The organism is Gordonia sp. PDNC005 (genome assembly GCF_016919385.1).
Taxonomy (GTDB): domain Bacteria; phylum Actinomycetota; class Actinomycetes; order Mycobacteriales; family Mycobacteriaceae; genus Gordonia.
Genome location: NZ_CP070351.1, coordinates 3,188,559 through 3,213,877 on the forward strand (window position 1 = coordinate 3,188,559; position 25,319 = coordinate 3,213,877).

Annotated in this window: 27 protein-coding genes; 3 read left to right on the forward strand and 24 right to left on the reverse strand. The window is 66.9% G+C overall.

The window, feature by feature from the left end; genetic code table 11:
* Positions 1–30: 30 nt before the first annotated feature.
* The 15 genes from ccsB to JVX90_RS15370 all read right to left on the reverse strand — a co-directional run bounded on the left by ccsB (position 31) and on the right by JVX90_RS15370 (position 14,285).
* Positions 31–1,029 (reverse strand): c-type cytochrome biogenesis protein CcsB, encoded by a 999-nt coding sequence (gene ccsB, locus JVX90_RS15300; protein ID WP_205329556.1) that lies wholly within the window; start codon positions 1,027–1,029, stop codon positions 31–33.
* Positions 1,030–1,060: 31 nt separating this feature from the next.
* Positions 1,061–2,671 carry a cytochrome c biogenesis protein ResB gene (locus JVX90_RS15305; RefSeq protein WP_205329557.1) on the reverse strand — a complete coding sequence of 537 codons (1,611 nt, stop codon included), beginning with the start codon at positions 2,669–2,671 and terminating at the stop codon, positions 1,061–1,063.
* Positions 2,668–3,477 carry a cytochrome c biogenesis CcdA family protein gene (locus tag JVX90_RS15310; RefSeq protein WP_205329558.1) on the reverse strand — a complete coding sequence of 270 codons (810 nt, stop codon included), beginning with the start codon at positions 3,475–3,477 and terminating at the stop codon, positions 2,668–2,670. The genes JVX90_RS15305 and JVX90_RS15310 overlap by 4 nt, the downstream gene beginning before the upstream one ends.
* Positions 3,474–4,064, reverse strand: a complete 591-nt coding sequence (locus JVX90_RS15315; RefSeq protein ID WP_205329559.1) for a TlpA disulfide reductase family protein — start codon at positions 4,062–4,064, stop codon at positions 3,474–3,476. The genes JVX90_RS15310 and JVX90_RS15315 overlap by 4 nt, the downstream gene beginning before the upstream one ends.
* Before the next feature lie 5 nt (positions 4,065–4,069).
* Complete coding sequence (locus JVX90_RS15320; protein WP_205329560.1) at positions 4,070–4,696, reverse strand: histidine phosphatase family protein; 627 nt, start codon at positions 4,694–4,696, stop codon at positions 4,070–4,072.
* Entirely contained in the window at positions 4,696–6,039 is a 1,344-nt protein-coding gene (gene hemL, locus JVX90_RS15325) for a glutamate-1-semialdehyde 2,1-aminomutase (protein ID WP_205329561.1), read from the reverse strand. Before hemL ends, JVX90_RS15320 begins: the two co-directional genes overlap by 1 nt.
* A 74-nt stretch (positions 6,040–6,113) precedes the next feature.
* Positions 6,114–7,016, reverse strand: coding sequence for an SGNH/GDSL hydrolase family protein (locus tag JVX90_RS15330; protein WP_205329562.1), 903 nt, complete (start codon positions 7,014–7,016; stop codon positions 6,114–6,116).
* The gene (locus tag JVX90_RS15335; protein WP_205332446.1) at positions 7,009–7,557 is read right to left on the reverse strand and encodes a DUF3093 domain-containing protein; all 549 of its coding nucleotides are present in this window, start codon (positions 7,555–7,557) and stop codon (positions 7,009–7,011) included. Before JVX90_RS15335 ends, JVX90_RS15330 begins: the two co-directional genes overlap by 8 nt.
* A gap of 107 nt (positions 7,558–7,664) precedes the next feature.
* Positions 7,665–8,135 (reverse strand): hypothetical protein, encoded by a 471-nt coding sequence (locus JVX90_RS15340; protein ID WP_205329563.1) that lies wholly within the window; start codon positions 8,133–8,135, stop codon positions 7,665–7,667.
* Complete coding sequence (locus JVX90_RS15345; RefSeq protein ID WP_205329564.1) at positions 8,132–8,680, reverse strand: hypothetical protein; 549 nt, start codon at positions 8,678–8,680, stop codon at positions 8,132–8,134. The genes JVX90_RS15340 and JVX90_RS15345 overlap by 4 nt, the downstream gene beginning before the upstream one ends.
* Positions 8,681–8,743: 63 nt before the next feature.
* A complete protein-coding gene (gene hemB / locus JVX90_RS15350) occupies positions 8,744–9,721 on the reverse strand; it encodes a porphobilinogen synthase (RefSeq protein WP_205329565.1) in 978 nt (325 codons plus the stop codon).
* 14 nt (positions 9,722–9,735) lie between these two features.
* Positions 9,736–11,358, reverse strand: a complete 1,623-nt coding sequence (locus JVX90_RS15355; protein ID WP_205329566.1) for a bifunctional uroporphyrinogen-III C-methyltransferase/uroporphyrinogen-III synthase — start codon at positions 11,356–11,358, stop codon at positions 9,736–9,738.
* A 117-nt stretch (positions 11,359–11,475) separates the two neighbouring features.
* Positions 11,476–12,426 (reverse strand): hydroxymethylbilane synthase, encoded by a 951-nt coding sequence (hemC, locus tag JVX90_RS15360; protein WP_205332447.1) that lies wholly within the window; start codon positions 12,424–12,426, stop codon positions 11,476–11,478.
* A 90-nt stretch (positions 12,427–12,516) separates the two neighbouring features.
* Complete coding sequence (locus JVX90_RS15365; protein WP_205329567.1) at positions 12,517–13,875, reverse strand: glutamyl-tRNA reductase; 1,359 nt, start codon at positions 13,873–13,875, stop codon at positions 12,517–12,519.
* A gap of 149 nt (positions 13,876–14,024) precedes the next feature.
* Positions 14,025–14,285, reverse strand: coding sequence for a glutaredoxin family protein (locus tag JVX90_RS15370; protein ID WP_205329568.1), 261 nt, complete (start codon positions 14,283–14,285; stop codon positions 14,025–14,027).
* A 132-nt stretch (positions 14,286–14,417) separates the two neighbouring features.
* On the opposite strand from JVX90_RS15370, the gene JVX90_RS15375 reads away from it, so the two are divergent.
* Together JVX90_RS15375 and JVX90_RS15380 are read left to right on the forward strand one after the other, a co-directional pair.
* Positions 14,418–15,560, forward strand: a complete 1,143-nt coding sequence (locus tag JVX90_RS15375) for an HAD-IB family hydrolase (RefSeq protein ID WP_205329569.1) — start codon at positions 14,418–14,420, stop codon at positions 15,558–15,560.
* Between the two features lie 142 nt (positions 15,561–15,702).
* Positions 15,703–16,686: a type IV toxin-antitoxin system AbiEi family antitoxin domain-containing protein gene (locus tag JVX90_RS15380; protein ID WP_205329570.1), complete on the forward strand. Its 984-nt coding sequence runs from the start codon at positions 15,703–15,705 to the stop codon at positions 16,684–16,686.
* Between the two features lie 48 nt (positions 16,687–16,734).
* Here JVX90_RS15380 and JVX90_RS15385 read toward each other — a convergent pair whose 3' ends face one another.
* The 9 genes from JVX90_RS15385 to JVX90_RS15425 form a co-directional block, all read right to left on the reverse strand.
* Positions 16,735–17,805 carry a lysophospholipid acyltransferase family protein gene (locus tag JVX90_RS15385; RefSeq protein ID WP_205329571.1) on the reverse strand — a complete coding sequence of 357 codons (1,071 nt, stop codon included), beginning with the start codon at positions 17,803–17,805 and terminating at the stop codon, positions 16,735–16,737.
* 82 nt (positions 17,806–17,887) lie between these two features.
* Positions 17,888–18,943 (reverse strand): NAD-dependent epimerase/dehydratase family protein, encoded by a 1,056-nt coding sequence (locus JVX90_RS15390; RefSeq protein WP_205329572.1) that lies wholly within the window; start codon positions 18,941–18,943, stop codon positions 17,888–17,890.
* Between the two features lie 55 nt (positions 18,944–18,998).
* Positions 18,999–19,100 carry an AURKAIP1/COX24 domain-containing protein gene (locus JVX90_RS15395; protein WP_003402602.1) on the reverse strand — a complete coding sequence of 34 codons (102 nt, stop codon included), beginning with the start codon at positions 19,098–19,100 and terminating at the stop codon, positions 18,999–19,001.
* 244 nt (positions 19,101–19,344) lie between these two features.
* Complete coding sequence (locus JVX90_RS15400; RefSeq protein ID WP_205329573.1) at positions 19,345–19,587, reverse strand: helix-turn-helix domain-containing protein; 243 nt, start codon at positions 19,585–19,587, stop codon at positions 19,345–19,347.
* Between the two features lie 231 nt (positions 19,588–19,818).
* Complete coding sequence (gene proC / locus JVX90_RS15405) at positions 19,819–20,649, reverse strand: pyrroline-5-carboxylate reductase (protein ID WP_205329574.1); 831 nt, start codon at positions 20,647–20,649, stop codon at positions 19,819–19,821.
* A 48-nt stretch (positions 20,650–20,697) separates the two neighbouring features.
* Positions 20,698–21,567 (reverse strand): thioesterase family protein, encoded by an 870-nt coding sequence (locus JVX90_RS15410; protein ID WP_205329575.1) that lies wholly within the window; start codon positions 21,565–21,567, stop codon positions 20,698–20,700.
* Between the two features lie 6 nt (positions 21,568–21,573).
* A complete protein-coding gene (locus JVX90_RS15415) occupies positions 21,574–22,434 on the reverse strand; it encodes a sugar phosphate isomerase/epimerase (RefSeq protein ID WP_205329576.1) in 861 nt (286 codons plus the stop codon).
* A gap of 9 nt (positions 22,435–22,443) precedes the next feature.
* On the reverse strand, positions 22,444–23,373 hold the full coding sequence (locus JVX90_RS15420; RefSeq protein WP_205329577.1) for a hypothetical protein: 930 nt from the start codon (positions 23,371–23,373) through the stop codon (positions 22,444–22,446).
* 25 nt (positions 23,374–23,398) lie between these two features.
* Positions 23,399–24,346 (reverse strand): Ppx/GppA phosphatase family protein, encoded by a 948-nt coding sequence (locus JVX90_RS15425; RefSeq protein ID WP_205329578.1) that lies wholly within the window; start codon positions 24,344–24,346, stop codon positions 23,399–23,401.
* 92 nt (positions 24,347–24,438) lie between these two features.
* Between JVX90_RS15425 and JVX90_RS15430 the strand changes: the two genes are divergently transcribed.
* Positions 24,439–25,284 carry a hypothetical protein gene (locus JVX90_RS15430; protein WP_205329579.1) on the forward strand — a complete coding sequence of 282 codons (846 nt, stop codon included), beginning with the start codon at positions 24,439–24,441 and terminating at the stop codon, positions 25,282–25,284.
* Positions 25,285–25,319 lie beyond the last annotated feature (35 nt).

Sequence of the window (25,319 nt, forward strand, 5' to 3'; positions counted from 1 at the left end):
TTTGTCGTTGTGGGTCTCAGACAGTCCGACTCACAGGCCCGCGTAGGAGTGGAGGCCCGAGACGACGAGGTTGATGGCGAAGAGATTGAAGAGCAGCGCGACGAAGCCGGCCACGTTCACCCAGGCGGCGGCCTTGCGCCAGCCTGCGGTGGCACGGGCGTGGAGATACGCCGCGTAGATGACCCAGGCGATGAACGAGACGCTCTCCTTGGGGTCCCAGCCCCAGAACCGACCCCACGCCGCTTCGGCCCAGATGGCGCCGAGGATGATGCCGAGTCCGAACAGCGGAAATCCGACGACAACACACTTGTAGGCGACCCGGTCGAGGGCGTCGCTCGACGGAAGCAGCCGATCGATGACGGCCGCCGCGCCTTCGGACTGCTCGTCGCCCTTTGCAGCCCACCGCTGTCGGACGAGGTAGAGGACACTCGCGACGCCCGAGACCAGGAGGACGCCAGAGGCGACGGAGATGATCGAGACGTGGATGATCAGCCAGTACGACTTGAGCGCGGGCACGACGGGCGCGGGCTGCGTGTACAGGTATCGGCCGCCGATGAACATCAACAGCACCACCGGCAGCAGCACGAAGCTGAGGAGCGGCCGGTAGGCGGGTTTGCGCAGCGCGACGACGCCTGCGAGGACACACGCGAGCATCGTCAACGAGATGAACTCGTACATGTTGCCCCACGGCGCACGATCGGTGGCGACGCCGCGGAGAACGATCGACACGAGGTGCGCGAGGAATCCGACGAATGCAACGGCCCAACCCATGCCGGAGAGCACATCGCCGAGCTGACGGCGCGGCGCAGGACCGGCGACGCGGCCGGGGACCCGATCACCGGGCACACCGGCAGCCGGGACTAGTTCCTTCTTCTCCGCCTGTTCCGCGGTCTCCACTCTCGCGTACCAGACGGCCGCGAGGGACAGCAGGAACATCACCATCGCGAGGACGTACACCACGATCGAGGTGCCGTACAGCCAGTCCGAGAGCCGGGCCAGGTCCATGTCGACGTATCCGTTGTCGCCCATCAATGTTCCTTCGTGTTGTGCTCGCGGCGGGTCATAGTCGACCGCGTCCGCGCTTGTCGGCGTCGGTCAGCAGACCGTGCGCCTGGTCCTCGAAGCCCTCGCCCCAGCCCGCCTGATCGGTCCGGGCCAGTCCGGCCACTTCTACTACAGTACGTCGGACTTCGGTGTCGGGCACCAGTCGAGCCCAGATACGGCGGCGACGGATCAGCAGCGACACGAGCAGTCCGAGGACCATGACGACTGCCGAGATCAGGACTCCACCCTGCGCCGGATCGTGCGACACCTGAACCGAGACCCACCGTTTGTAGCCGTCGAACGAAACGCGAGTCCCGTCGTCGAGCACGGCGTCTTGCCCCACCTCGAGGTTGACCGACGCCTTCCGTGTCAGTCGTCCCTGGTCGATCAGCTTCTGGTCGAGGGTGTACACGTTCTGCGGTTGACCGGTGTCGATGCCGGTGTCTCCGCGATACACGCGGATCGCGACGGCAGGCGAGTTCACGACGGGCGACTGCGAGTCGAGCAGGTTGTGCATGAACACCGGGTCAGGCGCGAACAACCCTTCGATCGCGATCTGGTTCTTCCGACGGACGTCGGCGTCCGGGAACATGCCGGCGGGTGTGTCGAATCGGACCGCGCCCTCGGACAGCATCGTCTGAGTGGACTGCGGGATGAACGGCGCTGTCTGCGTTCGCTTCTGACCGTTGGGGAACGTGACCGTGAAGGTCGGCGCGAAACCGTTGCCGAGCACGTACACGCGGTCGCCCGAGACACGCAGCGGCTTGTTCACCTGGACCGACGTCTTGTCCCACGTCGCCGGGTCGGACGCCGGATCGTCGGTGTACGCCACCTTCGCGTCGTACATGTCCGGCTGACCGGACTTGAGGAACGTCGCGGAGAAGTCGTCGACGCGGAAGCAGAACGGTGCGAGTCCGGTGCCGTCGACCATGGCGCCCGATCGGAACGAGTCGTAGACGGCGGTCGAGGTGTTGCACAGGACCTGCTCGCCGTCTGCGACGAGCGTGCGGGTGCCTTCGTAGCCGAACATCTTGCCTGCGGCGATCGTCACCAGCAGCGACAAGAGCGCAAAATGGAAGACGAGGTTGCCGAACTCCCGGAGGTACCCCTTCTCCGCCGACACTTCGACGGCACCGTTCGGGTACTTCGTCGACGGCTCGACGGCGACGGTCCGTGTGCGCCATCCGCGCAGGTTTCCGGTGATCCGTTCGGCGATCTCGGCCGGCTCGCCGTCGATCGTCTCGGTGATGTGGCGCGGCAGTCGCTTGAGGTTGCGCGGCGCGGCGACCGGAGGGGTCCGCATCGCCTTGTAGTGCTCCCAGATGCGCGGTGTCAGGCAACCGACCAGTGAGACGAAGAGCAGCACGTAGATGGCGGTGAACCAGCTCGACGAGTACACGTCGAACAGCTGGACACGATCCATCCACACGCCGAGCTCACCGCGTTTGGAGATGTAGTCGAGTGTCTTCTGCTCGTTGAGATCACGCTGCGGCAGGAGTGCGCCGGGGATTGCGGCCAACGCCAGCAGGAACAGCAGCGCGAGTGCTGTCCGCATCGACGTCAGGCCGCGCCAGGTCTTACGGAGCGGCGCGATCACGAAGCGCTGCACCGGGTTTGGCGTACTCATATGCCCACTTCCCAGTCGCTGATCAGATGGAGGCGGATCCAGTTGACGAAGTCCATCCATGCTCCGGTCACCATCAGGGCTCCGAGGATGATCAGTGAGACGCCGCCGATGATCTGGATGACGCGAGTGTGTCGACGCAGGAAGCCGAGGCTCCGCACCGCCCAGGCCGACGATGCGGCCATGACCAGGAACGGAAGGCCGAGGCCGAGGCAGTAGGCGGTCACCAGCAACGCTCCGCGCCAGGCCGACGACCCCTCGGTCGACATTCCTGCGACGACGACCGCGCCGAGCGTCGCACCCGTGCAGGGCACCCAACCGATGGCGAAGACGCCGCCGAGGATCGGCGCTCCGATCACGCCGGAGTAGCGCCGCGGAGCCATGCGGCGGTCACGCTGCAGAAACGGGATCATGCCCAGGAACACCAGGCCCATGATGATCGTGACGACTCCGCCGATGCGCTGCCACAGCTCGAGTCGCTCAGCGTCGAGGAACGTCGCAGTGAGGCCGAACACCGCTGCCGTCGCCAGAACGTAGACGACGGTGAAACCGAGGACGAACAGTCCGGCAGCGCCTACGACCCGGAACCGCCCCCTTTTCTGCCCCTCGGCGGCTGACACGGCCGGCGCGTCGGCGCCGACGAGGCCTGCCAGGTACGACAGGTACCCGGGGACGAGCGGCACCACGCAGGGTGACGCGAACGAGACGAGCCCCGCGATCATCGCAGCGCCCATGCCGAGCAGGAGCGGACCGGAGGTGACCGTCGTGGCGAACGTCTCGCCGATCGATGCCAGGGGCGTCACCGTCATTTCGGTTCGCTCGCGACGCGGAGTACGGCCGCCTTCAGTTCGTCTGCGGTGATCGACCGCAGGTACACCACGGCGGGCCGGTGCTGGCGATCGAGGATCACCGTGGTCGGGACTGCGCCCACGGGGACCCCGAGCGAGGCCAACGACGCTCCGCCGTAGTCGAAGATCGATCGGTAGGCGACCTTGTTGTCGCTGACGAAGTCCTGCGCACTCGACTTGCTGTCCCGGAAGTCGATTCCGAGGAACGCCACGCCCTTGTCCCGAGTCGCGAGGTACGTGTTGTCGAGTTCGGTGAACTCCTTGCGGCAGGGTGCGCACCACGACGCCCATACGTTCAGGACGACGACGTCGCCCTCGAACTCGGAGATCGACAGCGTCTCGCCGGTCAGCAGGTCGGGGCCCTTGACGTCGCCGACGGTGCGTCGCTGGTCGATCGGGTACTCGATGACGATCTTGCCGTCAGGCGACACGAACTGGTTGCCCTGGGCTGGGACGACGGCGTCGTCACCGGTGCTGCAGCCTGCGATGACGGCGACAGCGGTGAGCAGCGCGACGGCGGCAGCCGTGACACGGCGAAGTCGAGCCATCGTCGTCACGCGCCCGTGATGCGAGGGTCCGACGCTCCGGCCGGCTCCGAGTACACGATGTCGATGAGCGCGTCACCGTCGTAGACCAGGCTGGTCAGCGAGGCCAGTGAGCACTGGCGCACCCGCGGGTCGTGCCAGAGGCGCTGACCTTCGAGGAATCGGCGGAGGGTGTACACCGGCAGCTGGTGACTGACGCACACGGCTTCGTGGCCGCGGGCGGCGTCGCGCGCCTCGCTGGCCGCGGCGAGCATGCGGTGAGCGATCTGGATGTACGGCTCGCCCCACGACGGGGTGAACGGGTCGCGCAGCTTCGCCCAGTGGCGCGGCTGACGCAGGGCGCCGTCGCCAACGGCTACCCGCAGACCTTCGAACTGGTTCCCGGCCTCGATGAGATCCGGAACGGTGATGATCTCCTTGCCGTGCGCGGCGGCGATCGGCGTGGCCGTCTCCTGCGCACGCTGCAGCGGCGAGGCGAACACATGGGAGATGTCGTGGTCGGCGAGCGCATCGGCGACGCGCTGTGCCTGATCGCGACCGTTCTCGGCGAGACGGAAGCCGGGCAGGCGGCCGTACAGGATGCCCTCGGGGTTGTGGACCTCGCCGTGGCGCATCATGTGGACGATCGTCTTCATCAGTTTCCCTCTCCGGGGGCGGGCGCTGCGGCCGCGGCGGCGGCAGCGGCGGGCAGTGCGTCGGCGATGCGCGAAAATGCATCGTCGTCGAGCGCTGCGGACACGAACCACGCTTCGAAGGCGCTCGGCGGCGCGTACACGCCACCCGCCAGCAGTGCGTGGAAGAACGGCGCGAAGCGCCAGGTCTCGGTCTTCTTGACTCCCGCGTAGTCGACGATCTGCTCATCGCTGTCGGTGAAGAAGAAGCTGAACAGGTTTCCGGAGAACTGCACGCGGTGCGCGACACCCGCCGCGGTCAGCGCGTCTCCGACCATTCCCGCGATCCGGTTCGCGTTCGCGTCGAGCGTCGCGTACACCTCGGCCGTCGCGTTCCGCAGCGTCGCCAGCCCGGACGCCACTGCGACGGGATTGCCCGAGAGCGTTCCCGCCTGGTACACGGGTCCAGTCGGCGCGAGATGCTCCATGATGTCGGTGCGGCCTCCGAATGCGGCGGCGGGCAGTCCACCGCTCATCACCTTGCCGAAGGTGTAGAGATCGCCCGCGACTCCGTCGATGCCGTAGTAGCCCGCGGGGCTTACTCGGAACCCCGTCATCACCTCGTCCATGATCAGCAGGGCACCGTGTTGAGCGGTGATCGCGCGCAGGCCCTCGTTGAACCCGGCGACCGGCGCGATGGCGCCCATGTTTCCCGCGGCGGCCTCCGTTATGACGGCCGCGATGTCGGATCCGTGCTCGGCGAATGCCGCTTCGACGGCCGCGAGATCGTTGTACGGGAGCACCAGCGTGTCGTGTGCGGACGCCCCGGTGACTCCGGGCGACGTCGGCAGTCCGAGTGTCGCGACACCCGATCCGGCGTCGGCCAGCAGTGCGTCGACGTGACCGTGATAACAGCCCGAGAACTTCACGATCTTGCTTCGGCCGGTGAATCCGCGCGCGAGACGGACCGCCGACATCGTCGCCTCGGTGCCCGAGTTGACGAGTCGGACGCGGGACACCGGGTCGACGCGGTCGATGATCTCTTCGGCGAGCTCGATCTCACCGACGGTCGGAGCTCCGAATGAGAGACCACCGGTGGCAGCCGTGCGAACCGCGTCGACGACGGCCGGATGCGCGTGTCCGAGGATCATCGGACCCCAGGAACACACCAGGTCGACATAGGTATTGCCGTCGACGTCGGTGAGGGTGGACCCGGAGGCCGACGTGATGAACCTCGGGGTGCCTCCGACAGCCGAGAATGCACGGACCGGGGAGTTCACACCACCCGGCGTCGCATGGGCGGCGCGGGCGAAGTACTCCTCGCTGCGAGCGGTGGACTGTGCGGTGTTCTCGGCTGGTGCGGCCATGACTTCCAGTGTCCCAAAACCTCAGCGATGCACCCAATCGGCCCAGGTTGTTCTCAGGTTCGACACGGGCGGGTTCAGCCGAGCGCGGCATCGACCGCATCGGCGATCGCCCGCTGGCCCGCGACATTGGGGTGCATCACGATCGGCGACGACCCGCCGACCATCGGTTCGATCCACCGGACGCCCTTCGCCGCGCAGGCGTCGTGGCCGCGGGACCGGACCGACATGTCGACGAACGTAGCCCCGGCAGCCGACGCGGCTCGAGCGATCGCCGAGTTGAGCCGCGACTGCACTCGTCGGACGTAGGGGATGTCGCCGTCGGCGATCCGGACCGCGGGCCTGCACGACGTCGACTGCGGCACCAGCCACGGATATCCGACGATGACGACCTTCGCGTGCGGAGCGCGGGACGCGATGTCGCGGAGCCCTCGCTCGACGGCCGGTCCGATCTCGTCTCGGATCGACACCGCAGGACCGGCGCCCAATTCGGTTCGACACGGAGCGCCGGACGGATCGGTGTCGGCGACGTCGGCGCAGTCCCGGATCAACGATGAGTAGAGCGACGCGTCGTTGCCGCCGACCATCACTGTGACGAGATCCGTGTTCGGAGTGACGGCATCGAGCTGCGGTCCCGCACCCTCGTACTGGTCCCGGTAGAGGTGTTCGGTCCGCGCTCCTGCGCAGGCGACGTCCACGAGGTGGTGACCGCGGCGGGCGGCGAGCACGGTCGCGAAGTCAGACGATGACCGTTGGCAGGTGAACTGGGAGTCCGGCTGGAGCGGCAGGATGCCGGTTCCCGCAGCGAAGCTGTCGCCGAGATTGACGTGCTGTATCATCCGGGCAGTGGATTCAGCGGTCCGGGAAGTGTCGTCGGGCGTGCCGCGCGAGTTCATCCACACCACGCCTCCGACAATCACCGCGAGTGTTGTCAGAACCACGGCCGCCGCAGCGGCGGGGCCGAATTTCCGGTCACTCACCAGTCGACTTCGTCCCCTTCGGCGGAAGGCCCAGCTTCACGGCGAGGTGCGCATCGGTCAGCTCCGAGCGGAATCGGTCGACATCGCGCGCCCACGCCTGCGCCAGCTTGCCGTTCTTCAGTTTGACGCCGACGCCTTTGCGACGGCGCGGGACCGCGTGCAACTCGCCAAGCGCTGGAGCGCTCTCCCAGTCCTGGAAGTCGCTGCCGCGGTTCTCCGGGTACACCGTCACGATGTCGGAGAGGGCGATGGTGCGGGCCCCCTGCTGGAGCGTCTGCTCGGTCAGTCGCACCGAGACGTGACGTCGGGCAGCTTTGACCTGCAGAATCGTGAAACCGATGAGCACCACGCCGAAGATCGTGAGGACCTCCCAGTGGATACGTCCCTTGCCTGCGATCTCGAGCCACAGCGTCAGCGCCAACAGGGCCGGTCCGATGACCACCACCCACCAACTGCCACCGGGTTCGTAGAACAGCGTCTCTCCCACGTCTTCCGGCAGCGGATCGAGCGCACCGGCGGGATCGGCCGCCTCCGCGTCCACCTCGTCCGGCTGGAAGTCCTCGTCCTCGGTCTCGTCGGTCTGGAGTTCCTCGGTCTGGAGTTCCTCGGTCTGGGGTTCCTCGGTCTGGGGCTCGTCCGACCGGTCGGTCACGACGCCGAGTCCGGTGTCGAATCGGATTCGCAGTCGCCGCTCAGTTTGCAGTTGAACCACTTGTCCGCCCGCGGGCGATACGCGAGCAGGGAACCGGCCAGGCCGATCACCGCACAGGCCAGGACAACGGCGAGGCCACCGCTCTGGAAGCCGATGGTCAAGGGCAGCAGCATCGCCACGACGACGCACGTCAGCGCCGACAGGGACGACCGCCACTGCAGTTCTCCGCGGTAGGTCTTCGCCCCGAGCAGCAGATAGGCGACGCCGAGCAGGATGATGAGCACCCCGATCGCGAGCGGACCGAACTCGAGTCCGACGTTGACAGACTGGTCGACGACGGTGAGAACGCCGAGCGCGATCAGCAGCGCACCGGAGATCATCCACAGTCGCATCGCCCACACCACGAGTGTCGGGCGGTCTTTCGGGTCAGGCTTCGGGCCTCGAGTTCGGGCTTTGATCTCGATCACCGCACACCGCCGTTCTGTCGATTGCCGGACCGCCACGCCGCGGTGTCGCGGCAGAAGACGGTGGTGTCTCGGTGCATCAACGCGACGAGCGCGCCGATCGCTGCGACACCTCCGATGATCTCGAAGATCATCGCCCATGCGGGAACGGTAGCCCCGTCGTTGCTGTCGGAGGTGATGAACAGTGAGATCACCCCGAAGACGAGTTGCACCGAGAGAAACGCACTGAACACACCCAACACCTGGCGTGCCCAGTTCCGCCCGTCCCACGTGAACTTGAGGACAACGCCGGCCACTGCCAGGAGAATGACCGACAGGATCACCATCGCGCCGATCGTCACCGCACTGGCACTGGCCGGCACTTCTTGGCCGTCCTTGATCATCTCGTCGATCGATTTCTGCATCGTCTCGCGCAGGACCGAGTACTGGGCGACGAAAGTGATCAACTCGGCGACGATCACCACGGCCCACAGTTCAACGGCGAGCCGCACACTGTCCGGACGTTTGGGGGCGTCCGTTGTGTCAGGTACGGGTGGAGGGACGGTCATGCTTCCCAGAGTAATTGGTCTAGCTGAGATCGGTTCACAGCGAGCATGTCCGCGCTTGGAGCGTCAGAGTCGACGCGCGAGGTCGACGGCGGCGTAGGTGAGGATGATCGAGGCGCCTGCGCGAGCGATGGACAGGACCGACTCGTAGAACGCGGCATCGGCGTCGATCCAGCCGTGGGCACCTGCTGCGGCGATCATCGCGTACTCGCCGCTCACCTGGTAAGCGGCGACGGGAGCATCGGTCCGGTCGGCGACGTCCCGCAGGATGTCGAGGTAGCTCATGGCCGGTTTGACCATCACCATGTCCGCGCCCTCGTCGAGGTCGGCGAGGAGCTCACGCTGCGATTCCAGCCTGTTCGCCGGATCCTGCTGGTAGGTCCGACGGTCACCCTGCAGCGACGACCCGACGGCCTCCCGGAACGGGCCGTAGAACGCGGACGCGTACTTGGCTGTGTAGGCGAGGATCGAGACGTCGGCGAAGCCTGCATCGTCGAGGGCCGCCCGGATCGCGGCGACCTGGCCGTCCATCATGCCGCTCGGCGACACGACATGTGCGCCGGCCCGAGCCTGTGCAACGGCCATCGACTCGTAACGCGGCAGGGTCGCGTCGTTGTCGACACGACCTTCCGCGTCCAGGACTCCGCAGTGCCCGTGGTCGGTGAACTCGTCGAGGCACGTGTCCGCCATCAGTACCGTGGTGTCGCCGAGATCGTCACGGAGCACTCGCAGCGCCCGGTTGAGCACACCGTCCGGATCGTCGGCGCCGGAACCTACGCCGTCCTTGTCGCCTTCCGTCGGGACGCCGAACAGCATCAACCCACCGACACCCGCGGCGACGGCCTCGGCGGCCGCCACGCGCAGGGACTCGAGCGTGTGCTGGTGGACGCCCGGCATCGACGTGATCTCGCGCGGCGCGTCGATGCCGTCGGCGACGAACATCGGCAGCACCAGCTGCGCGGGATGCAAGCGCGTCTCCGCGACGAGCCTACGCATCGCCGGGGTGGTCCGTAGACGACGAAGACGGGTGAAACCGGTGCTCATGCGGACCTCCTGCGTCACGAACGCGAGCGGCGGGACTTCTTGCGCGGGGGCGGCAACGCACCCTCGGCACGCAGCTGCGCCGCGTGGGCGGCGAGCGCGTCGACCAGGTCCGGGATGGAGGCCGACTCGGGCTGCACGTCCACGCGCAGACCGAACTCGACAGCCGTCTCGGCCGTCTTCGGCCCGATGCAGGCGACGATCGTGCGCGCGTGCGGCTTGCCCGCGATGCCGACGAGGTTGCGAACGGTGCTGCTCGAGGTGAAGCAGACGGCGTCGAAACCACCGGTCTTGATCATCTCGCGCGTCTCGACTGGCGGCGGAGCGGCCCGGACCGTGCGGTAAGCGGTCACGTCGTCGATCTCCCAACCACGCTCACGCAGACCTTCGGAGAGCGTCTCCGTGGCGATGTCGGCGCGCGGAAGCAGGATGCGGTCCACCGGGTCGAACACCTCGTCGTACGGCGGGAACTCGTCGAGCAGGCCGAGCGACGACTGCTCGCCGCTCGGGAGCAGCTCCGGGTTGACGCCGAAGGAGCGGACCTTGGCCGCGGTGGCTTCGCCGACGCACGCGATCTTGACTCCGGAGAACGCGCGGGCGTCCAGGCCGAACTCCTCGAACTTCTCCCAGACCGCGCGGACTGCGTTCGTGGAGGTGAAGACGACCCACTGGTAGCGGCCGTCGACGAGGCCCTTGACCGCACGCTCCATCTGCGCGGGGCTGCGCGGCGGTTCGACGGCGATGGTCGGCACCTCGCGCGGGATGGCGCCGTGCGATTCGAGGCGGTCGCTCATGTCGGCGGCCTGGTCCTTGGTGCGGGGCACCAGCACGGTCCAGCCGTACAGTGCACGCGATTCCCACCACGAGAACTTGGCGCGCTGGGTGACGACCTTGCCGACGGTCAGGACCAGCGGGCCGCTGAGAGCGTTGCCGAGGTCGTTGACGGTGGCAAGGGTGGCTTCGATGGTGCGCTGCGCACACGTGGTTCCGTTGACGGTGATGGCGACGGGTGTCTGCGGCGCCACTCCGTGCTCGGTCAGCTCGCTGGCAAGCTCGGCCAGATGGCCGGAGGTCGCATGGAGGACGAGCGGTCCCGGTGCCGCAGCCAGAGCGGCCCAATCGACGTCGCCGCGGACGTCGGCCACGGTGTGGCCGGAACCGATCGGCATACCTGCGAAGCTGGGGACGACGGCGTCCGACGGGATGCCCGGGAGCACCTCGAACGAGACCGAGGTGCGCGCGACGGCGCTGATCTCGGCGAGCACGGAGTCGGCGCTCATCGGGTCGCCCGCGACCACGCGGACGACGTTGACGCCGGTCTTCGCTTCGGCGACGAGGGTCTTCGCGACCTGTGTGGGATCGCCGAGCGCCGGGCGGACCACATCGACGGTGTCCTGCTCCGCAGTCTCAGCGGCTGCGGCCTCAGCGGCTTTGCGACCCGCACGCGTCGGCACGGGCTCGACTTGTGCATGGGCTGAACCGATCAGTCCGACAACAGCGGCGGGAACGTCCGGGTCGACGAATGCCGACGTCGCGTTCACCAGCACGTTCTGTGCCTTGACGGTCAGGAGGTCCGGGTTACCGGGACCCGACCCCACGAACAGGATTCGGCCGGGTTTAGCATTCTTCGTACGGCTCATGCGTTCGCACTCTCCTGCCCCCGCCCAGGGGGCTGCAGTTCGTTCGACGGCCCGGTCCGCCCGGCCCGTCGACTTCCTCCTGCTGGCGCGCAGACGGCCCGTGTCCGGGCCCAGGCGTCACTTCCTGGGCACGTAATCGGCCGCGCCGAGCTCCAGCAGTTCGGCGGCGAGACTCTCCCCGAGTTCAACGGCACGATCCACCGGGCCCACCACCGAAGCTCGGATCACGTCGGATCCGTCCTCGGCCGCGACTCCCGCGCGGAGCGAGAGTTCGTCGAAGATGCGCCCACCGGAATCGATCGACTCGACCACCTCCGCGATCGCTCCGACCGGGGCGGTGCACCCGGCCTCGAGGGCCGCGAGCACTGCGCGTTCGGCGTCGACCGCTGCACGGGTGGACGGGTCGTCCAACTCGGCGAGTATTCTCACCAGTTCGGCATCGTCGGCGAGACACTCGACGGCCAGGGCCCCCTGTGCCGGAGCAGGCAGCATGACCACGGGGTCAAGCGCCTCGGTGACTGCATCGGCTCGGCCGATGCGCACCAGTCCGGCTCGGGCGACCACTACCGCGTCCAGTTCCCCGTTCGCGACTCTGCCCAACCGAGAATCAAGGTTGCCTCGTAGGGGGCGAATTTCCAAACCGAGACCCAGTGCTTTAAGCTGCGCGGCCCTTCGCGGCGACGACGTACCGATCGTCGACCCCGCGGGAAGCTCACCGAGGACCATTCCACCCCGACTGACCAGCGCATCTCGCGGATCGACGCGCTCGGGAACAGCCGCCATCGCCAGGTCTGGCTCGGGTGCCGTGGGGAGGTCCTTGTAGGAGTGGATCGCGACGTCGCATTCACCGTTCCGCAGCGCAAGGCGGATAGCGGTCGTGAACACACCGATGCCGATCTGGGCGACCGGAGCACTCGACGTGTCGCCCGCGGTGCTGATGATGACCAGTTCGGCGGGATGGCCGTTGGCCGTCAGCCGATCCGCGATTCCCTGCGCCTGTGTGGTCGCCAGGAGCGATCCTCGTGTGCCGATGCGGATCACGCCCCGCTCCCCTGAGGTGTTCTCCAGCTCTCCGAGCGGAGTCGAGGGGATGTTCGCAGCATTAGACACGTTGAAGCCGTCCTGTCGTTCGTGATCGTCGAGTCGAGCGGGCCGAGCTCAATGGGAGTCAGAGTCGCCGCGTGCGGCGATCCCCGACTCGGAGGCCGAGACCGACTCGGCTGCACCGGGTTTGAGCTCGAAGAGTTCGCGAAGCGCTTCCGCGTAGTGATCGCCTCGACCAGTGGACGCGAGTTGTTTCACGCGCACAGTCGGCGCGTGCAGGAGCTTGTCGGCGACACGACGCACCGTTTTGGCGACCTCGTCGCGCTGTGCGGTGTCGAGGTCGGGCAGTCGTGACTGCAGGCGCAGGATCTCCGCTTCGACGAGGTCCGCGGCCCGTTGACGCAGCGCCGCGACCGTCGGCGTCACTTCGGCCTGACGCTGGGCCGCGAGGTAGTCGGAGAGTTCGGCGGCGACGATACCGCGGGCAGCGACGGCGTCGTCCTGCGCGGCCTTCGTCTCCTCATCGTCGCGGAGTCCCTCGATGTTGATGACGTGCACTCCGGGCAGCGCTGCCACCACGGGGTCGACATCTCGGGGGATGCCGAGGTCGCAGAACATGAGAGGCGCCGGGTTGGTGCGTTGTGTGAGCGCCGAGTGCACATCTGCCACACCGATCACGGAGCTGACTGACCCGGTGCACGTGACGACGACGTCGGCGTCGGCCATGACCTCGGCCATCGAGTCGAACGACGTTCCGTGAGCGGTCACGCCGTACCGTTCGGCGATGCCCTCGGCGAGCTCCGCCGCACGGGCCGCGGTCCGGTTGACGATGGTGATCTCTTGGACGCCGTCACGGGCCAGTTGGCTGGTGGCGAGCGACCCCATCGCGCCCGCGCCGAACACGACCGCCGACCGCATCGGCGCCTGCTCGGTTCCCGCGTTTCGCATGGCCTGCGCACGGTGCAAGGCAACCGAGACGACCGACGCGCCTGCGCGGTCGATGCCCGTCTCGTGGTGAACCCGTTTCCCGACCCGCAATGCCTGCTGGGCGAGCTCGTGCAGCGTGCGGCCTGCGGATTTGTGCTGGTCCGCCTCCGTGTACGCGGTCCGCAGCTGCCCGAGGATCTGCTGTTCGCCGACGACCATGGAGTCGAGTCCGGCGGCGACCGTGAACAGATGCTCCACTGCCGCCTCGGAGTACCGCACGTACGCGTGCCCGGTGAGTTCGGAGACGCTCATTCCGGTGTGCTGACCGAATACGTCGCCGACCGCTTCGAGCGCGGGGTGGAACGCCTCGACGACCGCGTACACCTCAACGCGGTTGCACGTCGACACCAGCATCGCCTCGGAGACGGCGGGCGATCTGACGAGCGCCTCGACGATCTTCGGTCGGTCCGTGTCGGAGACGGTGAGTCGTTCGAGAACCGACACCGGAGCGCTCCGATGGGACACCCCGAACAACAAGACACTCACTGCATCGCCCGTTTCCAGCCAACCGGTTTCCCGGCACCCCAGTGATGCCGATCCGATGGGCACATGTCTTTCCAGGCTAGTTCACGCGTTGGTACAAATGCACCTCTGCCGTCTCGATGTGGGGAGTCAGACATTTGATGGACAGTTGCCTAACGCAGACTGTCCAGGTCGGCGCGCAGTCGCGATTCGTCGACCTCCCAGTATCCGTGCTCTTCGCCGTCGACGACGACAACCGGCACCCGGTCCCCGTATTCGGCGCGCAGCTCCGGGTTCCCCGCGTCTGCGGCGGCATCCACGTCGACGATCCGGGCGGTGAGGCCGTAATCGGCGAGGATGCGGTGCAGGTCCTTCTCCGCGGCGGCGCATGCGTGGCAGCCGGCCCGCGACATCAGTTCCACAGTGACGTCCATGACGTCCAGTCTGCCAGTCCTGCGCGTTCTCTCCCGGCGAGCCGCTCGTCACAGCGTCCTCGTCGGCGCCCCGGGATAGGCTGGCAGCATTCCACTGTGGAGTGAGCACTCGTGACGAACGGGAGGTGGCCGATGAGCCGCGATTCGATGGAACCTGATCATGAGCACACGCCGGAGGAGGCCTCGGATCACGAGGCCGACCTGCACGAAGCCCGCGAGCTCGAGTCCGAGCAGTTCGACGTCGATCACACCGCAGACGTCGACGGGGACGAAGTCCTGCACGACCGCGACGGCGCCCGGCTCTCCGACGATCCGGACGTCGCCGAGTGGGACGGGCCGACCGAGGACGACGAGTTCCACCGGATGAGCGCGTGGCTCAACCGTCGTGCAGGTCGATTCCTGCAGACGGCGGAAGAGCTCCGGCAGGCGCTCGCCGGCGAGGCTTCGGCTCGCGCTGCGATCGAATCGCTCGGCAACCGGATTCCCGTCGACGAGACGCAGAGCCGCGACCTGACCGCCGCGGCCTTCTTCGACGTCGACAACACGCTGGTCCACGGCGCGTCGATCGTTCTGTTCGCGCGCGGCCTCGCCTCCCGCAAATACTTCTCGTACGGCGACATCGCGAACTTCGCCTGGCAGCAGGCCAAGTTCCGGGTGACCGGCAAGGAGAACGCGGAGGACGTCGCGCAGGGCAAGGACAAGGCGCTGTCGTTCATCGCGGGTCGCGAGACGTCGGAGCTGGTCGAACTCGGCGAGGAGATCTACGACGAGTTCATCGCCGACAAGATCTGGCCCGGCACCGCTGCGCTCGCCCAGCGTCATCTCGACGCGGGTCAACAGGTGTGGCTGGTCACCGCGACGCCCGTCGAGCTAGCTCAGACCATCGCCAAGCGCCTCGGCCTCACCGGAGCCCTCGGCACGGTCGCCGAGAGTGTCGACGGCAAGTTCACCGGGCGGCTCGTCGGAGACATCCTGCACGGGCCGGGCAAGGCGCACGCGGTCCGATCGATCGCCGTCCGCGAAGGACTCGACCTCAAGCGGTGCACCGCCTACTCCGACTCGCACAACGACGTCCCGATGCTGTCGCTCGTCGGGACCGCCGTCGCCATCAATCCCGACACGGACTTGAAGGAGATCGCGCGGGTCCGCGGGTGGGAGGCCTACGACTTCAGAACGGCCCGCAAGGCGGCCAAGTACGGCGTCCGTTCCGCCGTCGTCCTGGGCGTCGCGGGCGGCACCGCAGCCGCAGCGTCCCGCCTCCTCCGCCGCAAGTAGCCCGCCGCGTACATAGCCAACAGGAGGACTTTCCGCCGGTTGTGACGACATGTTCGTCACAACCGGCGGAAACTACCGGCGGCTTTGTCCACAGATCGCTAGATGGCCGGGATTTCCGTGATTTCCGGCCCATCCTGTGGACATGGGGGACAGCAACGACGTCGCTCACCGCGTCGAGCGGTTGGCACGCGAACAATCCGGGGTCATCAGCAGGCGGCAGGCCCTCGACTGTGGAGCCGACTCGGCGTTCGTTCGACGCCGCGTGTATCGGCGCGAGTGGGTCGCGGTGTACCGCGGCGTGTACGTGACGCACACCGGGCCACTGACCTGGGAACAGCGAGCGTGGTGCGCGATCCTCTACGCCGCACCTGCGGTGCTGGGATATCAGTCGGCGATCCACGCGACACTCCGGTCGAGCGACCCGACCGGTCCCGTGCACATCGTCGTCGACAGCCGACGCAGCGTGGAACCACGGCCGGGGTTGATCATCCACTACCGGTCCGGGTTGGACGACGTTGCGATGTGGAATGCCCACCCACCGCGAATGCGGGTCGAGCACGCAGCGCTCGACTGCGCAGCACACGCTCGGAACGTCGTCGATGTGATCGCCGCCCTCACCGATCCGGTCCAATCGCGGATCACCACGGCGGACCGTCTGCTCGGAGCGCTCGCGAACCGTCCGTGCACAAAACGGGCCACGTTCCTCGCGAAAGTACTACTCGATGTCCGCTCCGGTGCCTGCTCGACGCTCGAGCATCGGTATCTCTCCCACGTCGAGCGTGCTCACGGCCTGCCGCAGCCGATCCGACAGTCTCCGACCACAGTCGGTCGACCGGGCTTCCGTGACCTCGAGTACCGCGACTACGGACTCATCGTCGAACTCGACGGCCGTCTCGGCCACGACGACGCACACTCGCGCGACTCGGATATGGAACGAGATCTCGATGCGGCAGTCGGGGAGGACAAACGCACCGTGCGCGTGGGGTTCGGGCAGGCGTTCGACCGACCATGTGAGACAGCAGCGAAGATCGTCAGGCTTCTTCGCCGGCTCGGCTGGACGGGCCGTCCTCACTCATGCCGACGGCCGGACTGCCCACTTCGCGACGAGAGTTTCCGCCGCTTGTGACGAACATGTCGTCACAACTGGCGGAAACCCAGCCGTTCCCTACGCAGATCAGCCCAGGTAGACGCTGCCGCGGCGCGACAGCATCCGGAACAACGTCTGCTGGATCTCCTCGCGGACGTGATCGGTGAGATCGAAGACGACGAGCGGATCGTCGGCAGCCTGCTCGTCGTACACATCGGTCGCGATCGGCTTGCCGAAGTGGATGTGCCACTTCGACGGAAGCGGAATCATGCCGAGCGGTCCGAGCCATGGGAACAGCGGCGTCACCGGGAAGTACGGCAGACCGAGAGTGCGCGCGAGCGGCTTGAGGTCGGCGACCATCGGATAGATCTCCTCCGACCCGACGATCGAGACCGGAATGATCGGCGCCTTGGTGCGGATAGCCGTCGTCACGAACCCGCCGCGACCGAAGCGCTGCAGCTTGTAACGGTCCTTGTACAGCTTGCCGATGCCCTTGAAACCCTCCGGCCACACGGCGGTCAGCTCACCGCGCCGCAGGAGCGCTTCGGCGTCCGCGTTGCAGGCCAAGGTCGCACCGATACGGCGGGCGAGGTCGCTGATGACGGGCGTCTCGAACGCCATGTCGGCCGCGAGGACCCGCAGGTACCGCTCGTTCGGGTGATTGTCGCGGACAGCGAGCGACGTGATCAGCGCGTCCACCGGGATAGTGCCGGCGTGATTGGCGACCAGCAGAGCGCCTCCGCTTGTCGGGAGGTTCTCGATTCCGGTCACTTCAACGCGGAACCACTTCTGGTACACCTGGCGCACCGCCGGGAACCACACGGATTCGGCGAAATGCGGATCAAAACCGAAGTCGTCGACGGCGAAGTCGCCGGTCATGCGCTCACGGATGAATCCGGACGTCGCGATAAGGGTGTCGGCGACGGCACCGCGCAGACCGCCGAGGCTGAACAACGGTGAGTTGCGGTTCGGTGCGATGGGCAGCGGCTCGTCGTGCAAGTCGATTCCGTCGTGAATCGGTGTGACCGGCGCCGCCGGCCGGCCGAAGCCGTCTGTGTTCGGGTGTCCGGCGTCCGTGCGTCGGCCGAGTCGGGGATCCGTGTAGAGAGCGATCACCTTGGCGGTACGCGAATCGGTCGGCTTCTCTGCCGCGGCCATGGTTTCTCCTCTCACTCGTCGACGGCTACGGCCGTCGAACTCGACAAACGTCTCGGTCACATACTACGGGCGGACGGCCCCGTCATTGCAGTGCCGTGGCGGTCGCCACAGCCCTGGCCTCGAAGCCGCGCCACGCGTCGGCGGACAACACCGGTTCCGTCTTTCCGCGGGTGATGAAGTCGTCGAGGGTCTCAAGCGTCGTGAACTTCGGCTCGAATCCGAACTCCGTCCGCATCCGGGTGTTGTCCAGGACGCGCCCGTACGTCAGGTAGGCGGTGTGCTCCGATCGGATCATGGGCACTCCACCGTCCTGCAGAACGCCGATCAAGGGCGGGATCAGACTCGGAGCCACTGGCAACTGGATGTGGCCCGCACGATGAACCGCCTGGCCCAGACTCACCACGCCGTCACCCGCGACGTTGAACGTTCCCGGCTTCCGGTTGAGAGTCGCGTGCTCCATCGCGGCGAGTGCGTCCTCCTCGTGCAGGAACTGCAACCGCGGCGAGAATCCGAACGCGGTCGGGACCAGCGGCATCGACAGGTAGCCGCCCATGCGGGTCTTGATCCGTGGCCCCAGCATCGACTGGTAGCGGAGAATCGTGACGTCGATGTCCTGGCGCCTACGCGACAGACCGCGCACGTACCCTTCGACGTCGATCAGATCGCGCCCGTAGCCGTTGCGCGGCTCCTTGCGAGCGCGGGTGCCTTCGGTGAACGACGCCGGGTCTTTGGACGTCGCGCCGTACACCATCGAGCTCGAGCGCATGATGAGCCGCTTGACCGAAGGGCTGCGCTGGCACGCCGCACACACCTGCATGGAGCCGACGACGTTGAGCTCCTTGATCGCCGCCGAGTGCTCGACGTTGTCCATGATCGACGGCGCCGCGTGGACAACAGTGTCGACCTCGTACGTGGCGATCGCCTTGGCGATGGCGGGGCGTCGAATGTCCAGCCGTAGGAACTCCGCACGGCCCATGCGTCGCAGGAGGTCTTTGCGCGGCACCCGTGAGTCGACGGCCACCACTCGGTCGATCTCCGGGTTCGCCGCGAGCCTCGCGACCAGGTAGCCGCCGAGGAACGTCGACGCGCCGGTGACGAGCACAGATCGCGGCACGTGCTTCTCGGTGTCTTCGCTCATGGGCTAAGGATAGTGCCGAAACGAAAGAACCCGCCCTCGCGGGCGGGTCCATCGATCACTTGCCGAGTTTACGACGCTGCACACGTGTGCGGCGGAGCAGCTTGCGGTGCTTCTTCTTCGACATGCGCTTGCGGCGCTTCTTGATAACGGAACCCATGGGGCTCTCCCTCACGATCGATTGTGTGTCTCCCGCCCCACAGGGGGCCGGCATTGTTGTCCGGGGCCGTCGCCGACTCTTCAAGCTCATACGAGCCCAGGGGCGACAGCGACCTGATCGCCAATCCTACCGCCCGAATGAACACGAGGCGAAATCGGGCGGTGAAGCGGCCTGCATCAGACACGATCACACCGCCCGCCGTGGATGCACGATGGGCGGTGTGACCGGTGAAGAGCAGGAAAATCTATCCGGCGTCGAAGTACGACGTCTCGAGGTATTCGTGAACCGCCTTGGCGTGCACACGGAACGAACGTCCCACGCGAACGGCAGGCAGCTCGCCGTTGTGCACCAGGCGGTACACGGTCATCTTGGACACGCGCATGAGCGACGCGACTTCTGCGACGGTGAGGAACTGCGAGGCGGAAGATGCATTCGCAACTCCACGATCGGCGAATTCGTTCCGTTCACCCGGCTTTTCTGCAGCCATGTATTCATAACCTCCGGTGCACGCATCGCGGCCACCGGCTTCCCCTCCGGCGGACATCAGACACGTACGTGCTGGTTGTACCTTAGCGTGGCGGATGTGAATAGTGCGACGTGAGAGAAAGAATGAGTTCCGTCTCTTCGCCATTCATCAGGTGTTCACCACCATTGCCGCTGGCAGCAGCGTTACCACGCGCACCGGGCGAATTCACGGTTACGACACGCGAGTGGCGCATCAACCCTCAACTTCGGGTCGACGTGCCATGCGTGCACTGGTCTTCGCGCAGGCCGCGGTCGCTTCGTTCACCGCATGCCGGAGGCCGTAGCGTTCGAACTCGCGGAGCGCCGCAGCCGTCGTTCCACCAGGTGAGGTGACCGCAGCGCGCAGATCGACGGCTGTCAGACCCGACTCAGCAAGAAGCACACCCGAACCCTTCACCGTCTGAACCGCGAGTTCCGCCGACTGCTGACGCGTCAGGCCGAGCGCAACGCCCGAGTCGATCATCGCCTCGACCATCAAGAAGAAGTACGCAGGTCCCGACCCGGAGATCGCAGTGACCGCGTCCAGCGACTTCTCCGGGACCACCATCACCTTGCCGACCGACTCCAGCAGGCGCACCGCGACGGCCACCTGATCGTCGTTCGCGTAGCGCCCTGGGCTGACGGCGCACATGGCCTCGTTCACCAGCATCGGCGTGTTCGGCATGACGCGGATCACCGGCGAACCGGCGGGCAGCGACGCCTCGTAACGTTCCGCGGGGATGCCCGCGACGAGAGTGATCGTGATCCGTTCGTCGTCACCGGAGTCGTCTGCCTTCGCGAGCGGCGGGAGCACCGAGTCGACGGCGTCCGGTTTCACCGCGATGAACACGACCTGCGCGCCGCTCGCGGCGTCGGCGACGTCCGTCGTGACACGGACGCCGTAGTCCTCGATCAGTTCCGCGGACCGGGCCTTGGATCGCTCGACGACGACGAGGTCCTTCACCGGCTTCCCTGCGTTGATCAGGCCGGCGAGCAGCGCCTCACCGATCTTGCCGCCGCCGATGATCGCTACCCGCTCGCTCATGTCAGTTCACTGTCCTTCAATTTGTCGTGTCGTCTTGTCTGGCGGCCGTCAGCGACGAGCCGGAATCAGCGCGAGCTGTCGCGACTGCGCGACCACCGCACCGGTCGAGTCCACCACGAGGTGGTCCTCGGAGAACATGCCGCGTCCCACTTCGACTGTCGACGCCTCGTACCGCAGCCAGCCCGGGGCGGGGAGCCGTCGGACGTAGGTGGTCAATTGCACGGTCGGCGCCCAGCCGAACAGGCCGAGGTTCATGACCACAGGCGGTGAGATGTCGCAGACCAGAACCGGAAGGTCCAGCCCGAGGTCGGCAGGCTGCTGATCGATGTCCTTGGCCCGGACCCACCCGCGGATCACCGGATCGCCCTTCTCACCCCGCGCAACGGGGAACGAACCCGCGTCGAGGACGAAGTCGGCGGCCACACCGAGGTGCATCACCTCACCGACGGGACTGTCGGAGACTCCCAGTCCGTCCGACGTCGGCTCGACGGGCATCCCCGCGAGCAGACCCTCGGCGCGGTAGGCCGGTTCGCCCTCGTCGAGACGTCCGAGAGTGACAGTCGAGGTCACCATGGTCCGCTCGTTCTGGGTCACCTCGACGCGCGCGAGGGACACGGTCCTCCCTCGTTTGATGATCGAGACGTGGACCGCGACGTCCGCCGGGTCGGGTGCCGCGAGGAAGTCACTCGCCACCGCGATGGCGGTGACACCCTCGACGAGTGCGGGGTCGGCGTCGGGTGCGGCGAGATCACCGAGCGCGGCACGGGCCGCACGCGTGACGACCATCTGCAGGCTGCCTCCGTGCACCTTCGGGCCGATCGTGAACGCCTCGTCGATGACTGCCGCGTAAGTGATGGACGAGCCGTCCGCACCACGGGCGAGCGTCTCCAGACGCAGGAGGTCGGCGAGTTTGGTCATTGATTCCTACCTGTCGCGTTCGAGGTGAGTTCGCGCGAACTCGAGTGACCGGGCGAGCATCGCGGCACGCTCATTCTTCGTCTTCGCTCCCGACGTGTGCACTTCGAGGACCACGGAACCGTCGAAGTCGCTCTCGGCGAGTCTGCGGCACACCTCGATGCACGGCTGGGTTCCGTCGCCGGGGATCAGATGTTCGTCGTGAGCAGCGCCTGTGCCGTCCGTCAGATGCAGATGCTTGAGGCCCCGGCCCATCCGGTCGGCCATGGCGAGGGCATCGTCACCCGCCGTCGCGACGTGTGACAGGTCGAGGGTGTAGTTGTCGTAGCCGACCGATGTCGGGTCGATCGGCTTGCCGAACGCCGACGCACTGGCCCCTGGACCGCCACCGCGTTGCGCCATCCGCTGGGCCGGACGCGTCCCCCCGCCGAACAGACGATCCGCGCGCATCGGGAACATGTTCTCCACTGCCACGGACACGTCGGACGTCGACTCCAGTTCGGCGACGAGGTCGTCGAACGCTGCGACGTAGTCGCGCTGCCACCGGAACGGGGGATGCACGACGACCGTCGCCGCTCCGAGTTCCTCCGCCGCGCGCACCGATCGGGCGAGCTTGGCTTTCGGGTCGCGTCCCCACACCCGCTGGGAGATCAGCAGGCAGGGAGCGTGCACCGACAGCACCGGCACCTGGTACCTGTGCGACAAGCGGGCGACCTGCGGAATGTCCTGGCTGACCGCCTCGCCCCACACCATCAGCTCCACCCCGTCGTAGCCGAGTTCGTTGGCGTACGCGAAAGCCGCCTCGGTGTTCTGCGGGTACACGGACGCCGTCGAGAGGCCGATCGGAATCGGGAAACGCAGTTGGCTCACCGGATGCTTCTAGGGTTGCGCCGCGAGGAAGACGAGTGGCCCGATGGTCACGAGCATGCCGACGGCCAAGGCGAGCAGAGTGGTCGGAAGGTCCCTCTTGCGCAGCACATGAGCGAAGGTGACGATCGCGAAGATCACCACGATGGCAAGCACCAACGCCAGGTACACGTATTTCTTCCAGAGCTCGGTGAAGCCCCAGAACAGCCCGGCGCCCACGCCGAGACCGAGGACGATCTCACCCGCGAACGCAGCCCACCCGAGTGCTGCAGACGGCTCTGCGTCTTCACGGTCAGCGGCCCGTGCGGCCTTGGCTTCGGCCTTCGCAGCCTTCTTGGCGGCCTTCTCGTCTGCCCTCGCAGCCTTGGCCGCGGCCTTCGCAGCGGCGGCATCGTCCGAGTCGTCGAGGATCCCATCGGCGACGTCGTGCGATTCGTCGTCGAGGCTCGACTCGTCCGATGCGTCGGTCCGTTCGTCTGCGTCAGCTGCGACGAAGTCGTCGACCAGTGGGATCGACGTGGTGTCCTCGGCGGTGTCGGCAGTCCTGTGAGCCTCGACGGCCGACGTGTGGATCACTGCGGGCGGCAGGTCGTAGTCGAAGACGTCGTCCGCTTCGACCTTCCGCAGCGATCCCGTGTCAGCGTCATCGAACACCACCGGGATGACCCCGGTGGCGTCGTTCGATTCGGGTTCTACGGGCGTCGTGGGAGGCGTGTATCCGGGCATCCCGCTCGCTCCGACACCTCGCGGGGCGTCGACCGCCGACCTCTTCGTCGGCGCCGTGTACGACGGCATACCCGACGACGTGGTCCCGGTGCTTTCACTCCCGGGGCGTCGGACCGATACCGACTCCGACCTGGGGAAGGCGTCGTCACCCCCGGATCGTGCGATCAGTTCCGATACGGTGATCGGCTTCGACTCCGGCTCGGCCTCGTCCGCCATACGGTCGCACCATCCCTTCGTGCAGTCAGTTGGTGGTCATCGCGCCTGCGGGCTCCGAATCGAGGCGGCGCAAGATGACACCTTCCCGCAGAGCCCACGGGCAGATGTCCAGTGTATCGACTCCGAGCGCCCGCATTGCGGCCTCCGCCACCAGCGCGCCTGCGACGATCTGCGGGGCTCGGTCGGCGCTGACTCCTTCGAGTTCAGCGCGGTCGGCCGTCGTCATCCGGGAGATGAAGGCGGTGAGCTGGCGCAGTCCGCTGACGGTCAGGGTCCGCTTGACGCGTGGACCTGCACCGGAAGGTGCGGCACCGGTCAGGCGAGCGAGGGAGCGGAACGTCTTGGACGATCCGACTGCCAGGTCGGCCTTGCCCGCCGCGCGGAGTTCCTTCGCGGGTTCCTTCAGCTCGGCGTCGAGCCAGTCACGCAGAACTGAGACACGCCGCCTGCTGGGCGGGTCGCCCTGCAGCCATTCCCGGGTGAGTCGGCCTGCGCCGAGCGGCAGCGACAGCGCCACATCCGGTTCTTCGTCGACGCCGTTCGACATCTCGAGGCTTCCCCCGCCGATGTCGAAGGCGAGGATGCGTCCCGCGCTCCACCCGTACCACCGTCGGACGGCAAGCGACGTCAGACGTGACTCGTCGATGCCTTCGAGCACCTGTAGATCGAGGCCGGACGCGTTCTTGACCTTGCGGAGCACTTCATCGCAGTTGGTGGCGTCGCGTACCGCCGAGGTCGCGAACGCCATGACTTGCTCACAGCCGGATGACGTGGCGATACGGGTGAAGTCCTCGATCGTGGAGACCAGCGCGCGGGAGCCGGAGTCACGCATGCGTCCGTTCTCGTCGATCTCCTCCGCGAGCCGCAGCACCGCTTTGGTCGAACTCATCGGGTTGGGATGTCCACCCCGATGAGCGTCGACCACAAGCAGGTGCACGGTATTGCTGCCAACGTCGAGCACTCCAAGTCTCACCGGTCAAAAGTACTCGGCGAGTCCGATCCGCGCGACTCGGCCGGCGAGCGGACAGCTACCGTTGAGCCGCACGTCCAACAGGAAGGGCCCTTGTGTCCGACGATGAGCGGAAGTCCTCCCCCGCCCCCGAAGTGAGCCTCGACTTCCCGCGCGAATGGTACGAGTTCTTCGACCCGGCCGATCCCGAACACCTGATCAGCGTCGATCTGACGTGGATGCTGTCTCGCTGGACCTGCGTGTTCGGCACTCCCGCGTGCCAGGGGATCATCAGCGACCGGCAGCCCGACGGATGCTGCACACACGGCGCGTATCTGACCGACGACGATGACCGTGAACGGCTCGCGGCCGGTATGGCGATGCTGACGCCGGACGATTGGGAGTTCTTCGCCGAGGGTTCGGCGGACGATCCGCTCGGCCCCGGCGGCTATCTCGAGGAGAACGAAGACCTCGAGGGCGAGCCCGCGTTGAAGACTCGACTCCACGACGGTGCGTGCATCTTTCTCAACCGGCCGGGATTCCCTGCCGGACAGGGCTGTTCACTGCACGGGATGGCACTGCGGAAGGGCATCGAACCGCTCACGGTGAAACCGGACGTGTGCTGGCAGCTGCCGATGCGTCGGGAACAGGACTGGGTGACGCGCCCCGACGGCACCGAGATCCTCAAGACGACCCTGACCGAGTTCGATCGACGAGGCTGGGGTGAAGGCGGCCACGACCTCGACTGGTACTGCTCGGGTTCGCCCGACGCACACATCGGTGCGACGCAGGTGTTCGAGTCCTATAAGCCGGAGCTCATCGAGCTTGTCGGCGAACCCGCCTACAACGTCATCGCTGCCGCGTGCGGCCGGCGGAACCAGTTGGGACTCATCGCCGTCCACCCGGCGACCGCGGCCGCCACCTCGCGCCGCGCCACCGATCTCAAGTACGAGCACATGTAGTCCGGACCTTTCGACTCGCAAGCTCGCTCAAGGAG

Excerpts from the sequence above, each read along its gene's own strand:
- JVX90_RS15315 (WP_205329559.1), bottom strand. The coding sequence starts at position 4,064 with ATGGCTCGACTTCGCCGTGTCACGGCTGCCGCCGTCGCGCTGCTCACC.
- JVX90_RS15355 (WP_205329566.1), bottom strand. The coding sequence starts at position 11,358 with ATGAGCCGTACGAAGAATGCTAAACCCGGCCGAATCCTGTTCGTGGGG.
- JVX90_RS15385 (WP_205329571.1), bottom strand. The coding sequence starts at position 17,805 with ATGGCCGCGGCAGAGAAGCCGACCGATTCGCGTACCGCCAAGGTGATC.
- proC (WP_205329574.1), bottom strand. The coding sequence starts at position 20,649 with ATGAGCGAGCGGGTAGCGATCATCGGCGGCGGCAAGATCGGTGAGGCG.
- JVX90_RS15395 (WP_003402602.1), bottom strand. The coding sequence starts at position 19,100 with ATGGGTTCCGTTATCAAGAAGCGCCGCAAGCGCATGTCGAAGAAGAAG.
- JVX90_RS15375 (WP_205329569.1), top strand. The coding sequence starts at position 14,418 with ATGAGCCGCGATTCGATGGAACCTGATCATGAGCACACGCCGGAGGAG.
- JVX90_RS15310 (WP_205329558.1), bottom strand. The coding sequence starts at position 3,477 with ATGACGGTGACGCCCCTGGCATCGATCGGCGAGACGTTCGCCACGACG.
- hemL (WP_205329561.1), bottom strand. The coding sequence starts at position 6,039 with ATGGCCGCACCAGCCGAGAACACCGCACAGTCCACCGCTCGCAGCGAG.
- hemB (WP_205329565.1), bottom strand. The coding sequence starts at position 9,721 with ATGAGCACCGGTTTCACCCGTCTTCGTCGTCTACGGACCACCCCGGCG.
- JVX90_RS15390 (WP_205329572.1), bottom strand. The coding sequence starts at position 18,943 with ATGAGCGAAGACACCGAGAAGCACGTGCCGCGATCTGTGCTCGTCACC.
- JVX90_RS15320 (WP_205329560.1), bottom strand. The coding sequence starts at position 4,696 with ATGAAGACGATCGTCCACATGATGCGCCACGGCGAGGTCCACAACCCC.
- JVX90_RS15345 (WP_205329564.1), bottom strand. The coding sequence starts at position 8,680 with ATGACCGTCCCTCCACCCGTACCTGACACAACGGACGCCCCCAAACGT.
- JVX90_RS15370 (WP_205329568.1), bottom strand. The coding sequence starts at position 14,285 with ATGGACGTCACTGTGGAACTGATGTCGCGGGCCGGCTGCCACGCATGC.
- JVX90_RS15410 (WP_205329575.1), bottom strand. The coding sequence starts at position 21,567 with ATGACCAAACTCGCCGACCTCCTGCGTCTGGAGACGCTCGCCCGTGGT.
- JVX90_RS15380 (WP_205329570.1), top strand. The coding sequence starts at position 15,703 with ATGGGGGACAGCAACGACGTCGCTCACCGCGTCGAGCGGTTGGCACGC.
- JVX90_RS15420 (WP_205329577.1), bottom strand. The coding sequence starts at position 23,373 with ATGGCGGACGAGGCCGAGCCGGAGTCGAAGCCGATCACCGTATCGGAA.
- ccsB (WP_205329556.1), bottom strand. The coding sequence starts at position 1,029 with ATGGGCGACAACGGATACGTCGACATGGACCTGGCCCGGCTCTCGGAC.
- JVX90_RS15305 (WP_205329557.1), bottom strand. The coding sequence starts at position 2,671 with ATGAGTACGCCAAACCCGGTGCAGCGCTTCGTGATCGCGCCGCTCCGT.
- JVX90_RS15400 (WP_205329573.1), bottom strand. The coding sequence starts at position 19,587 with ATGGCTGCAGAAAAGCCGGGTGAACGGAACGAATTCGCCGATCGTGGA.